The organism is Kitasatospora sp. NPDC056531, assembly GCF_042794375.1.
GTDB lineage: Bacteria > Actinomycetota > Actinomycetes > Streptomycetales > Streptomycetaceae > Kitasatospora.
Genome location: NZ_JBHTTU010000127.1, coordinates 1 through 12,953 on the forward strand (window position 1 = coordinate 1; position 12,953 = coordinate 12,953).

Here is a 12,953-nt window from a genome sequence, read left to right on the forward strand (position 1 = left end):
GGGCTGTTCCGTGCCGCGCGGGCGCGGAAACAACCCAAGGCTTCGTCCACCAGGACCCCCGCCGGGCGCCCCCTCCGACGCCCGCGGGACGGCAGCCCCCGTCGGTGCTTACCCCCGAATGCACCGGCGGGGGCGCGCCCGGACCGGCACCCCGCAGCCCGCAGCCCGCTGGCACACGCCCCTCATGACCGGCCACGCCCCGCGCGACCGGTCGAACGGGACCGACGCCGACAGCGACCGCAGCCGGATATGATCCGCTGCGATTCCGGACGCTGGCACACACCCGGGGCGCCACTGCCGCCGCACCCGTTCCACCGCCCCCGTACCACCGCACAACCCGCTGGGAGCCAGCATGACCGCACAGCCCTACGGCGCCCAGCCGTCCCCCGCCTTCGAGGCACTCACCCCCGAGGACCCCCGCGAGATCGGCGGCTACCGCCTGTGCGCGCGGCTCGGCGCGGGCGGGATGGGCCGTGTCTACCTGGCCTACACCCCCGGCGGGCGCCCGGTCGCGCTCAAGGTGGTCCGGCCCGAACTCGCCGAGGACCCCGAGTTCCGCCACCGCTTCGCCCAGGAGGTCGACAGCGCCCGGCGCATCCACGGCCTCTACACCGCCCAGGTCGTCGATGCGGGCACCGATGCCACCGCCCCCTGGCTCGCCACCACGTTCGTGCCCGGCCCTTCCCTCCACCAGATCGTCCGCCGGCACGGCCCGCTGCCCGAACGCGCCGTCCTGCTGTTGCTCGCGGGCATCGCCGAGGCCCTGCAAGCGATACACGCCGCGGGAGTGGTCCACCGCGACCTCAAGCCCGGCAACGTCCTCGTGGCTGCCGACGGCCCTCGCGTCATCGACTTCGGCATCGCCCGCGCCGCCGACGCCAGCCCGCTCACCGGCACCGGCCTGCGCATCGGCTCACCCGGCTACATGGCCCCCGAACAGGCCCTCGGACTGCCCGCGACCCCGGCCACCGATGTCTTCGCCCTCGGCGCCCTGATCGCCTATACAGGCTCCGGCAGGCCCCCCTTCGGCGACGGGCCCGAGCCCACGGCCCTCTACCGGGCGGTGCACGAGGAGCCCGACCTCACCCACCTGCCGCACGGACTGCACGAACTGGTCCGGCTCTGTCTGGCCAAGAACCCCGAACACCGGCCCAGCACCGCCCAGTTGATCGAGGCTGCCCGCCGCCACGCCTCCACCGGCGGCGAACTCCGCTTCTCCGACGGCTGGCTGCCCCCGCAGGTCCGCAGCGAACTCCACCGCCACACCGACCTTCCGGCCACCGACCACGACCCGGCTCCGACCCCGGCCGACGGCCCGACCGCGCGCGTCCTGCCCACCCCGGCACCCACCCGGCTGGAGCCGACACCCACCCGAATGGACCCGGCCCCGACCCGCAGGCGCGGCGCTACGACCACGGCGCGCCGGAGCGCCCGCACCGCGCTCCTGACAACCGCCGCCCTCCTCGCCGGCGCCGCAGCGGCCTTCTTCCTGCTCGACTACTCCGACTACTTCGACGACCCTGCCGAACAGCCCGCCGCCGCGACCGGCGCTCTCCCTGCAGCCGCCGCCCCAACCTCCTCCTCACCGTCCGCGTCCCCGCAACCGACCGCGGCACCCGGCTACACCGCCGGCTACACGAACCTCGAACTCACCTCGCCCGACCGCGACCACGAGTTCGACCTCAGAGCCGGGAAGGTCACCCAGGACACCTCCACCTGGTACCTGGCCCGCCAGGCCGACGGCTTCTACATCTCCGAGGACAGCGACGCCTACATCGCCCCGGCCGGCCCTCTCACGCTCCCCGACTGCCTCAAGGGCATCGACACCAAGCCCACCTCCGCCCTGCCCTTCGCTACTCTGCGCGCCAACCGCAGCTTCTGCGTCGGCTCCCACGGCGGCCAGGACATCGCCATCATCCGCACCCTCGCCACCGCGTCGGACGACGGCCCGGTCGGGGTCTCCATCACCTACTACCACCGGTCCGCCTGAGCCTGACCCACGCGTCGATTTGCAGCTCACGGCCACACCAGGCAGTACAGCTGGTGCCCGGTCTCGTGCAGCCGGTTCGCGAAGTCCTGCCATTCGTGCAGCCAGCGGCTGGAGAGCATCAGCGCCTGCCTCGGCTGCTTGCGGTACCTCTGCTACCAGCACCCGCGCCGGTACGGACCGGACTGCGACGGCGAGATCGTCGGCTGAGACCGCCCGGACCACCCGAGGCCAGGGGTGGTCGCGTCAGTAGGGCAACGGTCGGCCGGACGGTGCGCGCAGGTCTAGCGGCGGGGGCTGCTGCGGGCGGGTGGGCCGGGTGACGACCTTGATGCGGATCATCTCCGCCACCTCCTCGGCGATCGGGCTCATTGCCCACTCTCGTCGCCGCGCCGGTACGCGGGCAGGGGCCGTCGGGCACCGTCCGCCGCTCCGCCCGGGGGGCTCTTGTGAGGTGCGGACCGGCCCTGGCCGGAGGGCCGGTCGGCCCCGCTGGCCGGTCGGAGCCGCTTCCCGACGCCCGGTGGCCGCCCTTGCTCGGACTCCCGCAACTTCCCTGCAGTAGCGTGCTACACCATCGCCACCCACCGCTGAGAGGTACAGGTCAATGAGCACGTCGGCGCCATCTGCCACGACCGAGGAGCTGCGGCGACACCTGGGCGTGTTCGACGCCGTGGTAATCGGGCTGGGGTCAATGATCGGTGCCGGCATCTTCGCCGCACTCGCGCCGGCGGCTGCGGCGGCCGGGTCCGGGCTGCTGATCGGGCTGGCCCTGGCCGGCGTGGTTGCGTACTGCAACGCAACCTCCTCAGCGCGGCTGGCCGCCCGCTACCCGCAGTCGGGCGGCACCTACGTCTACGGCCGGGAACGGCTCGGCGAGTTCTGGGGCTACCTGGCCGGGTGGGGCTTCGTCGTCGGCAAGACGGCCTCGTGCGCGGCGATGGCGCTGACGGTGGGCTCCTACGTGTGGCCCGTGCAGGCCCACGCCGTGGCGGTCGCGGCGGTGGTAGCGCTGACCGCGGTCAACTACGTCGGCGTGCAGAAGGCGGCCTGGCTGACGCGGGCCATCGTCGCCGTCGTACTGGCCGTGCTCGCCGCCGTGGTCACCGCCTGTCTGACCAGCGGTGTAGCGGACAGCGGCCACTGGGCGGTCGGCACGGACGCCGGGTTTCACGGCGTGCTCCAGGCCGCCGGTCTGCTGTTCTTCGCGTTCGCCGGGTACGCGCGCATCGCGACCCTGGGCGAGGAGGTCCGCGAGCCGCAGCGCACGATCCCCCGCGCGATCTCGCTGGCACTCGGCATCACCCTGGTCGTGTACGCCGTCGTCGCACTCGCCGTCCTGGCCGTCCTCGGCCCCGAGCCCCTGGCGCGCACCGCGGCGCCGCTGGCCGACGCCGTGCGGGCCGCCGGGGTGCCCGGCCTCGCCCCGGTGGTGCGCGTCGGCGCGGCGGTGGCCGCCCTGGGCTCGCTGCTCGCGCTCATCCTCGGGGTGTCGCGCACCACCCTCGCGATGGCCCGCGACCGGCACCTGCCCCACCGACTCGCCGCCGTCCACCCGCGCTTCGCGGTGCCGCACCGCGCTGAGCTCGCCGTCGGCGCGGTCGTCGCCGTCCTCGCGGCCACCGCCGACGTACGCGGCGCGATCGGCTTCTCCTCCTTCGGCGTGCTCGCCTACTACGCCGTCGCCAACGCCTCCGCCTGGACCCTCACGCCCGCGGAGGGACGCCCGCCCCGGGCCGTCCCGATCGTCGGCACGGCCGGTTGCCTCGTCCTGGCCTTTGCCCTCCCGGCAGCCTCCGTGCTGTGGGGCGCCGTGGTGATCGTGCTCGGCGCCGCCGCCTACGGCGCGCGCAAGGGGCTCGCCCGCAGCTGAACGTCCGGCGCGGCGAAGCCGGTCCGATTCCGTTCCGCCCCTGCCCGGCCCGCCCGGCCGAGCTGGGCCGAACGGCCCTGGCGGGGCGACCGACCGGACCGGTTCCCGGGGACCTGCGGCTCTGCCGCACCGGCTCGGCCACCGCCGTGCTGACGGACGGGCAGGAGGTCACTGTCTGCTGCGCCGAGGGCGCGGACGGCCACGTCTACGCTGGCCTGGTCTCGTACGAGGCGACCGAGACCGACCTCGGTTCGCTGCCTGCCACCCGGACCAAGGTCTTGCTCAACCTGGCCGACCCCGGCGCCGCGTTCCGCTGGTGGCGTCTGCCGGCCGACGGCGTGGGCCCGGCCCGTACCGAGTTCGTGGTCGCCCACCAGGTGCGCATCCACCCGATGGCCCTGGTCCACCCCGAGCGCCTTTCCGCTGAGGACCGGCGGCTCGTCGACCAGCTGACGTACGGCTACCCGGACCGGACCGACTACTTCGTCGACCGCCTCGCCCACGGCGTGGCCCGGATCGCCGCCTCCCGCTGGCCGGACCCGGTGGTCGTGCGCACCAGCGACTTCAAGACCAACGAGTACACCCGGCTGATCGGCGGCACGCCCTTCGAGCCCGCCGAGGCCAACCCGATGATCGGCTGGCGCGGCGCGAGCCGCTACTACGACCCCGGCTACCGCGAGGGCTTCGCCCTGGAGTGCCGGGCGCTGCGCCGGGCCCGGGACGAACTCGGCCTGACCAACATCGTGGTGATGATCCCGTTCTGCCGCACCCCTCAGGAGGCCGACCAGGTCCTCGCGGTGATGGCCGACAACGGGCTCGCCCGGAACGCGAACGGCCTGCGGGTGTACGTCATGGCGGAGATCCCGAGCAACATCCTGCTCGCCGAGCAGTTCGCCGAGCGCTTCGACGGCTTCTCGATCGGCAGCAACGACCTGACCCAGCTCACCCTCGGCGTCGACCGCGACTCCGGCCTGCTCGCCCACCTCTTCGACGAGCGGAATCCGGCCGTCACCCGCACCATCGAGCGCCTGATCACCACCGCCCACGCAGCCGGCCGTCACGTTGGCCTCTGCGGCCAACGTCCAAGCAACGACCCGGACTTCACCCGCTTCCTGGTGAAGGCCGGGATCGACTCGATCTCCGTCACCCCGGACAGCTTCGCCGCCGTCAAGCGGTCGGTGGCCGACGCCGAGCACGAGTGACCGTTGCGCCGCCCCGGCGGACCGGCGACCGGGGCGGGCCCGCCAGCCCGAGCCAGATCCGCGCTGCCTGGACGCAGCAGGCGACCAGGACCAGCGCGCTCCCGCCGACGAGCAGGCCGACCCACGGGCTGGGAGCGGCGCGCAGCACCCAGTGGAGCGCCTGGACTTCCTCCGCTGGCGGGAGCATGGCGCGCCGGACCGGCGCCCCTTGGTAGACGACGAAGTTGCCGTCATCTTGGATGACCGCGCAGGCTCCGCCGGCGCCGAAGGTGTTGCTGCTACACACCGGACTGCCGCTTGCGTCGTAGATCACGAGGTTGCCGTCCGACCGCATCATCAGGTAGCTGCCCTCCTCCCCCACACAGAGGGCCCACCGGCCTCCCGCCCGGGCCCGACCGGCCCTCCCCGGCCCGCACCCAGCGGCTGACGATGAAGGTGGCCAAGGCTCCGCACAGAGCCGGTGACGGGCGCCGGCCGGGGCCGAAAGGAGTCCGCGATGAACGGCTTCGAAACCCGCCGCCCCGTGATCGTGGGCGTCGACCGCTCCGAGGCGAACCGCTGGGCCGTGCGCTGGGCGGCCGATGAGGCCGCGTGGCGCGGTCTGCGGCTGCACCTGCTGCACGCCCAGGAGTGGCCCACCGGAGAGCCCGCTGGGGATGCGAACCGCTGGGCCATCGGCTTCCGGGCCGCCGGTGATGCGCTTCTGGACACCGCCCGGCTGCTGGCCGCCGAACGGCACCCCGATCTGGAGATCACCCCGAGGCTGGTCGAGGGCCGGCCGGTGCGGGTGCTGCGCGAAGCGGCCGACGAGGCCGCGCTGCTGGTGCTCGGTATCCGCCGGCTCACGGAGGCGCACTCAGCGCTGCCGATCGGCTCCAAGGGCGCGTCCCTGGTCGGCCACCTGCACTGCCCGATCGCGCTCGTCCCCGAGCCGCCCGAGGGCCCGTCCGGCTCTGGCGCCGTCGTGGTCGGGGTGGACGGCTCCGAGTCCTCCCGGGCCGCGATCGCGTTCGCCTTCGAGGAGGCCTCGCTCGCCGGGGCCGACGTCCAGGCCGTGGAGGTCCGGCGCCCCTCCGGAGCCAACCAGCCCGACCTGATCGAGGAGTCCCTGATGGACCTGTCGGAGTCGCTGGCCGGCTGGCAGGAGAAGTACCCGGACATCCGGGTCCGGCGTGAGGTGCTCACCGGCTCCCCCGCCCCGATGCTGGCGGCCGTCGCGACCCGCGCCCGCTGCCTGGTCATCGGCAGCCGCGGGCTCGGCGGCTTCCGCGGCCTGCTGTTCGGCTCCACCGGCCGCGCGCTGGTGCACCGCTGCACGGTCCCACTGGTGATCGTCCCGAGCGGCAACCCGGCCTGAACACGGAGGTCACCATGAAGACCACGAACGAGGGCCGGGCACCCGTCCACCCGGCCAACCCCGGCGACCTGGGGCGCCGGGTCGCCCACCGCCGTGCGCAACTCCGCCTCACCCGGGCGCAGACGGCGGAGCGGGGCGGCCTGGACCCGGGGTTCGTGGAGTACCTGGAGACGCACGCCGTCCCGGTCGGCGTCGGCACCCTCACTCGGCTCGCCGACGCGCTCGACACCACGGTCGGCTGCCTGCTCGGGGGTGGCCGCGACGTGCCGCCAGGGCAGGCCAGAGCCAACGCCCGCGTGCTCCTGGAAGAGCTGGACCCGGCGGCCTGCTGGGCCAAGCTCGCCCCGGGCGGCATCGGCCGGGTGGTGTTCACGAGACCGCACGGCCTGGTGGCCCTGCCCGTCAACTACCGCGTGCTCGACGCCACCATCCTCTACCGCACCACACCGGACAGCGACCTCGCCAAGGCCGCCGGACACGAGGTCGCCTTCGAAGTCGACCAGCTCGACGAGGTGTTCGCCACCGGCTGGAGCGTGCTCGTGAACGGCACCGGCTCGGTCGTCCCCGACAAGGACGCGGTGCGGTGGCTCGAGCAGCACGCCGATCCCCGTCCCTGGGCGGGCGGCGACCGGGACACCTGGATCCGCATCCGGCCCACGGGGATCACCGGCCGGATCATCCGCCCCGACGGCCCCCTGATCGTGGACTCCGGATACGCGGAGTCCGGATGACAAACCGGGCATCGGCCGCCCATGCCGATGCCCGCACTCGGAAAAGACTCCGTCTGCGTCTCGCGGAACACGATCGCACGGTGCGCGGCCCTGCTGCCGCTTCTCCGCATCCGTACCGGAACCCCTTTCCAATTCCACTGTCCCCCGGCCCCCTGCAACCGGACGGAGCTCCGATGATGACCTCGAAACCGCATGTCCTCGTGGTGGGTGGGGGTTTCGCCGGCCTGGAAACGGCCTTCAGCCTCCGTTACCTGCTCGGCGACCGCGTCCGCCTGACGCTCGCCGCCGACCGGGAGGACTTCCTGTTCAAGCCCAACACCATCTACCTCCCCTTCGGCGCCGACGAGGCCCGCCTCCACATCCCCCTGCCGGACCCGCTATTCCGCCGTCACATCGCCTTCCACCAGGGATCGGTAACCGAGATCGACCCCTATGCCCTGGCCGTGGAACTGACCGACGGCACACGCCTGCGCGGCGACTTCCTGGTCCTCGCCACCGGCGCCGCGATGCGCCCGCAGGAGATACCGGGCCTCCCCGAGCACGCCCAGTCCGTATGGACGCCCACGCAGATGCGGTCGCTCGGCCGACGGTTCGAGGAACTCAAAGAGGACTTGCAGGCAGGCCAGCGGCGGCGGGTGCTGTTCCTCGTCCCACCCAACAACAAGTGCGCCGGGCCGCTGTACGAGATCGCACTGATGCTGGACACCAGGCTGCGCCGGGCCAAGCTCCGCCCACTCGTCCACCTCACCTGGACCACCTACGAGTCCGGCTACATCCAGGCGTTCGGCTCGCGCCTTCACCAGGTGGTCGAGCACGAGTTCACGGCGCGCGGCATCGAGGGCCACACCTCGGCCGTGGTCGACAAGGTCGGCGACGCCGAGGTCCGCTACGCCGACGGCAGCGTCCGTCCCTTCGACCTGCTGGTCGCCTTCCCGCCGTACGTCGCCGCCGTGGACTACTCCGGCCTGCCCCGGGACGACCGCGGCTTCCTGCGGACTCTCACCGTCACTCGGCAGGTCCACGGGCACCCGCAGGTCTACGCCCCGGGCGACGCGGGCGACTTCCCCGTCAAACAGGCCTTCCTGGCCCTCCTGCAGGCCCACGCCGTGGCCGAGCACATCACCACGGTGGTTGACCCCGAACTGCTGGCTCGGCCACGGCCGTTCGTACCGCTGAGCATGTGTGTGATGGAGATGCTCGACAAGGCGACGTTCGCCCAGGTGCCGCTGGAGGAGACCGGCGACCCCAACCGCCCGGTGCGGGTCGCGGCCGACGCCGGCGACCACTACCGGGTCGGCACCTCCCCGCTCTGGCGCCTCGGCAAGAAGGCCATCGGCCTCTACCTCCCCGTCCGGTTCCGTGCCGGCCGCCCGTTCCACAGCGGACGCCCCTGGCGGGCGATGGAGCTCGCGTTGGACGGGATGTCACGCACCCTCGCCACCGGCCCCGGCTGACAGCGGACTTGGTTGCGGCCCTGGCGCGCCGGGGCCGCAGCCACATCCGAGCTCCGTATAGGCTCCGGTCGAAGTCCCAGGTGAGCACTGTCTGCCCGCCCTCGGGCGCCCCTCCGGCAGAGCGGTAGGTCGCCACCGCCGCTGCGTTGGACTCCTTCGTGCCCACCCACATGCCGTAGCAGCCGCGCTCACGCGCCAGATCCGCGAGGGCCGCCCCCAGGGCCCGGCTCGCACCGCGCCCACGGAACGACTCCTCCACTCCCAGCTCGTAGAGGAACGTCTCGGCCCCCCTGCCCGGGTGAGCCGTCTCGACACCGGTCACCATGCCCACTGGAACGCCAGCCAGGTAGGCGATCAGAAGGTGGTGGCCGTCGCCGGCCAGGAAGCGTGCGACCGCCTCCGGCCGGGGCGGCTCGTCGAAGAGGTGTCCGGCGGCCCTCATGCCCTCAGGCCGGGTGATACAGCGAATCCCCATGCCGGGAGCCGGGCAGCTCCCGGCATGGAGGACAACGGAAATCACCTGCGGTAGGAGCCCGGCGGGAACCGGCCGCTACCGTTCCGGCAGGTCGAGGATGTCCTCAACGTGGCGGCGCGGGCTGGCGGTTCCGGGCGGGCCGTAGCCGAGGCGCAGGACGAGCTGGACGTGGGCGGGGCCTTCGGCGGGGTCGCGCAGGCGCCAGCGGGTGTCGGGGATCTCGACGGCCTGGTGCAGGACGGAGGCGCGCAGGCCGTGGACGGTGGCGAGCAGCCAGACCCGTTCCATCGCCTGTCCGGTGCGCAGCCAGTCGGCCTGGCTGTCGAAGAGTGTGATGAGGGTGGCGAGTTGGGGCAGGGCCTCGAAGCGTGCGGCCGGGGTGGTGTGGTGTGGCGGGTGGCCGGTGAAGCTGCGCATGGGGATGCGGGCGTCGCGGTCGTGCGAGCCGAGGGCTTCGAGCGGGATGCCGTCGCAGGAGGGTTCCAGGCGCAGCCACCGACGGGTCTCAGCCTCGCGGACGACGTCGGCGGCGATCCGCGCCTCCGCTTCGGAGGTGAGGGCCAGCACCCGGCGCACCTCGGCTTCCTCCAGCATGGTGAGCGTGACGCCTTCGTCCCGGGCCGCCGTGATGAGGTCGGCGACGAGCGCCTCGGGGACGTCCCGGTTGGTGAACGGCTGTCGGCTGGAGTGGCGCCCCGCGATGGCCGGGTAGAGGTCGGCGCCGAACGGCTGCGGTGTGCGGGCCGGTGCGGAGAGGTCGAGTACGGCGCACGGCTGCGCGTCTTCGCCGGCCGGCAGCAGTCGGACGGCGGCCTCGCGGCCCAGGTGGGCGGCGGCCACCCGCAGGTTGAACAGGGCGGCGCCGAGCGAGATGTGCAGCGCCCGGCCCTCCGGGTCGGCCGCCCGCACGGCCCGGCCCGGATCCGCGTGGACCTCCAGGCCGTGCAGGTCGGACGTCGGGCGGAAGCGCCACGGCTGGCTGTTGTGCAGCGAGGGCGCCAGGCCTCCGGCCTCGGCCAGCAGGTGCAGGTCCGCCGTGGTGAGGGTGGTCTCGGTGGTCATGGTGGTTCACTCCCTGCTCCCAGCGGGGCGCCGCCGGTGATTCGAGCATCGGTCGAACCCGGGCTCCGGGCGAGGGCCCAATGGCCCTGTCCCGGTGGCCGAGCGGGCACGGCCTTCGGGCGACTCGCTCCGTCACCGAGCGGCCGGGGTCAGCAGCTCGATGTGGCCGTTGCGAAGGTGGTTGCGGTGGCCGTCGGTGAACTCCAGCCGGAGGCTGTGATCCGCCGGGACGTCCACGACCACGGCACTCTCGATCGAGCCGTAGGACGAGTCGCGGTACACGCACACGCGGTCGCCGATGTGGAACTCCGCCGTTTCCGAGATGATCACCGACCTCACCTTCCCTCCCCTCATCGGGATGCCTTCACCGTGACATAGACGGCGCGGCGGCCCCGAGAGGCTCAGGACCCCTGTGTGCGGGACTCCCCCGCCCTTGTCTGCTGGTGCGTCCGGCCTTGCCGGGCAGGCCCGCCCCGCGCCCCCGCTGACCCCACCGATAGGGCCCACCGGAGGGCCGAACGGCCCTGCCGCCTCTCACCCTGCGGCAGTCTGCTGGACTGCAGAGGCCCGGTTCACCGCACCGGGCCCTGAGCACCGGAGGCACGGCCGTGCTGACCGACGACTCCCGCACCACCACCCAGCAGCTGATGCACACCGCCTGCGGACGAACGCTCGCGGTGTCCCGCTTCACCCCGGCGGTCCTGCCGGACACCGGCCGCATCGTGCTCGACACCAGGTGCGAACCGTACGACACGACCCAGGTCTGGATCTCACTCACCACGGCCGAGGCCCGACAACTGGCCGGCATGCTGCTCCGCCAGGCCGCCGCCGTCGAACGGCCCCGCACCCTGCGGCCCGGGCGGATCGACGTGGATCCGGTCGCCGGTGACCTGTACGCCGTCGACATCCGGTCACACGCGTTGGCGGTCGACCAGCCCGTCCAGGCCGGCGGCGGTGACGCCGCACCGACCCCGGTCGAGCTGTGCGCCGCCGCCCTGGCCTCCTGCACGGCGCACTACGCCGGCAGCTACCTCGACCGGCACGGCCTCAGCCGCACCGGCCTCCACGTCACCGCCGACTACACCATGGCCCACAACCGCCCGGCCCGGATCGCCTCGGTGTCCATCGAAGTCACCGCGCCCGGTCTGCCGCCCGAGCGGGCACCCGGCCTGCTCGCGGTCGTCCGCCACTGCACGGTGAAGAACACGCTCGACAACCCGCCCGACGTCACGTTCTCACTCAACGGCACCGGAAGGGCCCTCGCGCCATGAAGGCCGCAGACCTTATGACCACACCACCAGTCACCATCGATCTGACCGCGACGGCCGTCGAGGCAGCCCAACGGATGGAGCAGGAGGCGGTCGGCTGTGTCCTCGTCACCGATCACGGCCGACTGCAGGGCATCCTCACCGACCGCGACCTGGCCGTTCGCGGACTCGCGCGGAACTACGACCCCGGACGGCCGGTCGCGGACCTCATGACCGCACCGGTCACCACCGTCGACACCGACGACGACCTCGACACCGCGTACCGCGTCCTCCGCAGTGCCGATGTCCGCCGCCTGCCCGTCCTCGACGACGGCCGCCCGGTCGGCATCCTCACCGTCGACGACCTGCTGCGCGATGTCGTCCAGCGGCTCTTCGACCTGCTAGTCCCCGTCTCCCACAGCGCCCTGCGGGAGACCGCCACCTGATCCCCGTCGGCCGGGCCCACTCCCTGACGACGGAAGTACCGCAACCCGTATCACTGGAGGCCATGATGGCCGGCGAACTGCTCAGAAGATTCCCCTTCGGCTACCGGTGGCCGTCACTGCCGGACCTCTTCGAAGACTTCCCCGTCGACCTCCGCATGCCGGCCGGCGAACACGTGATCCGCATCGAGGAGTCCGAGACCGACGGCGTCTACCAGATGAAGGCCGAACTCCCGGGCGTCGACCCGGACAAGGACATCACCATCAGCGTCGACGACGGGGTCCTGACCGTCCAGGCCGAACGCACCGAGGAGAAGAAGGACAAGCAGCGCTCCGAGTTCCGCTATGGCTCGTTCACCCGCAGTGTCCGGCTCCCCGTCGGCGTCCGCGAGGAGGACGTCACCGCCGCCTACAACAAGGGCGTCCTGACCGTCCGCGCACCGATCGGCGAGACCAAGAAGCCCGCCCGCACCATCGAGATCACCCGAGGCAGTTGATCCCACTAACAGGCCCGGGGCACCGCCCCGGGCCCGGCGAACCCAGGAGGCCCGGAGATGGCCGCGAAGACCGCAACGCCCATGCGCACCAAGCAGTGGACCCTGCGCGTCGACCTCTTCGAGGAGGGCGACACCACCAAGGTCCATGCCGTCCTCAACACCGGCGACACCACCCTGGAGGCCCGCACCACGGCCCGCCGCAACCCCGACGACCCACCGGTCCCCGAAATCGGCGACGAGTACGCCGCCGCCCGCGCCCTCATCGACCTCGGCCACCAGCTCCTCCGGGCCGGCCTCTCGGACTCCGCCGCCAACGTCCGCTCCGACGCAGGCTGAACACCGGCTCCGCTGGGTCCGCACCGGCCGCCAAAGGGTCCGCGACCCGCGAGCGTGGCGGCTGCGGGGCCTCGGGCCTGGCGGCCTACTTCATGCTCGACAGGTCGACGGAGTGCCTGCGGGTCGCCGCGCTGAAGAAGCTCGGGCTGCTGGTGCGCGAGGTCGGCCCGGAGGACCACCGCGGGTAGCTGCTGCGTCCAGGCGAGGCCGGCCGGTCCCTGCTGCGCGAGGCGCACGAGGCGCGACGGCAGTCGTTCACCGAGCGCTTCACGGACTGGGGGACGAGGAC

At 72.9% G+C, this 12,953-nt stretch carries 14 protein-coding genes and 1 pseudogene; 10 read left to right on the forward strand and 5 right to left on the reverse strand.

Annotated elements, in window-relative coordinates:
* The first annotated feature begins 352 nt into the window (after nucleotides 1–352).
* Complete coding sequence (locus ACFQ87_RS40875; RefSeq protein WP_380616036.1) at nucleotides 353–1,990, forward strand: serine/threonine-protein kinase; 1,638 nt, start codon at nucleotides 353–355, stop codon at nucleotides 1,988–1,990.
* A 243-nt stretch (nucleotides 1,991–2,233) separates the two neighbouring features.
* Here the strand turns inward: ACFQ87_RS40875 and ACFQ87_RS40880 are convergent, their stop codons facing one another.
* A complete protein-coding gene (locus ACFQ87_RS40880; protein WP_380616037.1) occupies nucleotides 2,234–2,359 on the reverse strand; it encodes a hypothetical protein in 126 nt (41 codons plus the stop codon).
* 235 nt (nucleotides 2,360–2,594) lie between these two features.
* Here ACFQ87_RS40880 and ACFQ87_RS40885 point away from each other — a divergent pair, with 235 nt between their 5' ends.
* Nucleotides 2,595–3,860 carry an APC family permease gene (locus ACFQ87_RS40885; RefSeq protein ID WP_380616038.1) on the forward strand — a complete coding sequence of 422 codons (1,266 nt, stop codon included), beginning with the start codon at nucleotides 2,595–2,597 and terminating at the stop codon, nucleotides 3,858–3,860.
* Nucleotides 3,861–4,006: 146 nt separating this feature from the next.
* Nucleotides 4,007–5,062: a putative PEP-binding protein gene (locus ACFQ87_RS40890; protein WP_380616039.1), complete on the forward strand. Its 1,056-nt coding sequence runs from the start codon at nucleotides 4,007–4,009 to the stop codon at nucleotides 5,060–5,062.
* Here ACFQ87_RS40890 and ACFQ87_RS40895 read toward each other — a convergent pair.
* On the reverse strand, nucleotides 5,028–5,399 hold the full coding sequence (locus ACFQ87_RS40895; RefSeq protein WP_380616040.1) for a hypothetical protein: 372 nt from the start codon (nucleotides 5,397–5,399) through the stop codon (nucleotides 5,028–5,030). The two genes, ACFQ87_RS40890 and ACFQ87_RS40895, sit on opposite strands and share 35 nt — an antisense overlap.
* Nucleotides 5,400–5,558: 159 nt before the next feature.
* Between ACFQ87_RS40895 and ACFQ87_RS40900 the strand changes: the two genes are divergently transcribed.
* From ACFQ87_RS40900 to ACFQ87_RS40910, 3 genes are all read left to right on the forward strand, one after another.
* The gene (locus ACFQ87_RS40900) at nucleotides 5,559–6,419 is read left to right on the forward strand and encodes a universal stress protein (protein WP_380616041.1); all 861 of its coding nucleotides are present in this window, start codon (nucleotides 5,559–5,561) and stop codon (nucleotides 6,417–6,419) included.
* Nucleotides 6,420–6,433: 14 nt separating this feature from the next.
* Entirely contained in the window at nucleotides 6,434–7,150 is a 717-nt protein-coding gene (locus ACFQ87_RS40905) for a helix-turn-helix domain-containing protein (RefSeq protein WP_380616042.1), read from the forward strand.
* Nucleotides 7,151–7,323: 173 nt separating this feature from the next.
* Entirely contained in the window at nucleotides 7,324–8,604 is a 1,281-nt protein-coding gene (locus ACFQ87_RS40910) for an NAD(P)/FAD-dependent oxidoreductase (protein ID WP_380616043.1), read from the forward strand.
* 124 nt (nucleotides 8,605–8,728) lie between these two features.
* On the opposite strand, the pseudogene ACFQ87_RS40915 reads toward ACFQ87_RS40910, so the two are convergent.
* From ACFQ87_RS40915 to ACFQ87_RS40925, 3 genes and pseudogenes are all read right to left on the reverse strand, one after another.
* Nucleotides 8,729–9,079: pseudogene (locus tag ACFQ87_RS40915) on the reverse strand (GNAT family N-acetyltransferase); the annotation flags it as partial.
* A 75-nt stretch (nucleotides 9,080–9,154) separates the two neighbouring features.
* Nucleotides 9,155–10,141, reverse strand: a complete 987-nt coding sequence (locus ACFQ87_RS40920; RefSeq protein WP_380616044.1) for an Acg family FMN-binding oxidoreductase — start codon at nucleotides 10,139–10,141, stop codon at nucleotides 9,155–9,157.
* A gap of 132 nt (nucleotides 10,142–10,273) precedes the next feature.
* Entirely contained in the window at nucleotides 10,274–10,471 is a 198-nt protein-coding gene (locus tag ACFQ87_RS40925) for a hypothetical protein (RefSeq protein WP_380616045.1), read from the reverse strand.
* A gap of 278 nt (nucleotides 10,472–10,749) precedes the next feature.
* Between ACFQ87_RS40925 and ACFQ87_RS40930 the strand changes: the two genes are divergently transcribed.
* The 4 genes from ACFQ87_RS40930 to ACFQ87_RS40945 all read left to right on the forward strand — a co-directional run bounded on the left by ACFQ87_RS40930 (nucleotide 10,750) and on the right by ACFQ87_RS40945 (nucleotide 12,664).
* Nucleotides 10,750–11,412 carry an OsmC family protein gene (locus ACFQ87_RS40930; protein WP_380616046.1) on the forward strand — a complete coding sequence of 221 codons (663 nt, stop codon included), beginning with the start codon at nucleotides 10,750–10,752 and terminating at the stop codon, nucleotides 11,410–11,412.
* 14 nt (nucleotides 11,413–11,426) lie between these two features.
* Nucleotides 11,427–11,834, forward strand: a complete 408-nt coding sequence (locus tag ACFQ87_RS40935) for a CBS domain-containing protein (protein ID WP_380616047.1) — start codon at nucleotides 11,427–11,429, stop codon at nucleotides 11,832–11,834.
* Nucleotides 11,835–11,896: 62 nt separating this feature from the next.
* Nucleotides 11,897–12,328, forward strand: a complete 432-nt coding sequence (locus ACFQ87_RS40940) for an Hsp20/alpha crystallin family protein (protein ID WP_380616048.1) — start codon at nucleotides 11,897–11,899, stop codon at nucleotides 12,326–12,328.
* A 57-nt stretch (nucleotides 12,329–12,385) separates the two neighbouring features.
* Nucleotides 12,386–12,664: a dsRBD fold-containing protein gene (locus tag ACFQ87_RS40945; protein ID WP_380616049.1), complete on the forward strand. Its 279-nt coding sequence runs from the start codon at nucleotides 12,386–12,388 to the stop codon at nucleotides 12,662–12,664.
* The last annotated feature ends 289 nt before the right edge of the window (nucleotides 12,665–12,953 follow it).

Coding starts and splice junctions, on each gene's coding strand:
- ACFQ87_RS40875 (WP_380616036.1), top strand. CDS start 353: ATGACCGCACAGCCCTACGGCGCCCAGCCGTCCCCCGCCTTCGAGGCA.
- ACFQ87_RS40880 (WP_380616037.1), bottom strand. CDS start 2,359: ATGAGCCCGATCGCCGAGGAGGTGGCGGAGATGATCCGCATCAAGGTC.
- ACFQ87_RS40885 (WP_380616038.1), top strand. CDS start 2,595: ATGAGCACGTCGGCGCCATCTGCCACGACCGAGGAGCTGCGGCGACAC.
- ACFQ87_RS40895 (WP_380616040.1), bottom strand. CDS start 5,399: ATGATGCGGTCGGACGGCAACCTCGTGATCTACGACGCAAGCGGCAGT.
- ACFQ87_RS40900 (WP_380616041.1), top strand. CDS start 5,559: ATGAACGGCTTCGAAACCCGCCGCCCCGTGATCGTGGGCGTCGACCGC.
- ACFQ87_RS40905 (WP_380616042.1), top strand. CDS start 6,434: ATGAAGACCACGAACGAGGGCCGGGCACCCGTCCACCCGGCCAACCCC.
- ACFQ87_RS40910 (WP_380616043.1), top strand. CDS start 7,324: ATGATGACCTCGAAACCGCATGTCCTCGTGGTGGGTGGGGGTTTCGCC.
- ACFQ87_RS40920 (WP_380616044.1), bottom strand. CDS start 10,141: ATGACCACCGAGACCACCCTCACCACGGCGGACCTGCACCTGCTGGCC.
- ACFQ87_RS40935 (WP_380616047.1), top strand. CDS start 11,427: ATGACCACACCACCAGTCACCATCGATCTGACCGCGACGGCCGTCGAG.
- ACFQ87_RS40940 (WP_380616048.1), top strand. CDS start 11,897: ATGATGGCCGGCGAACTGCTCAGAAGATTCCCCTTCGGCTACCGGTGG.
- ACFQ87_RS40945 (WP_380616049.1), top strand. CDS start 12,386: ATGGCCGCGAAGACCGCAACGCCCATGCGCACCAAGCAGTGGACCCTG.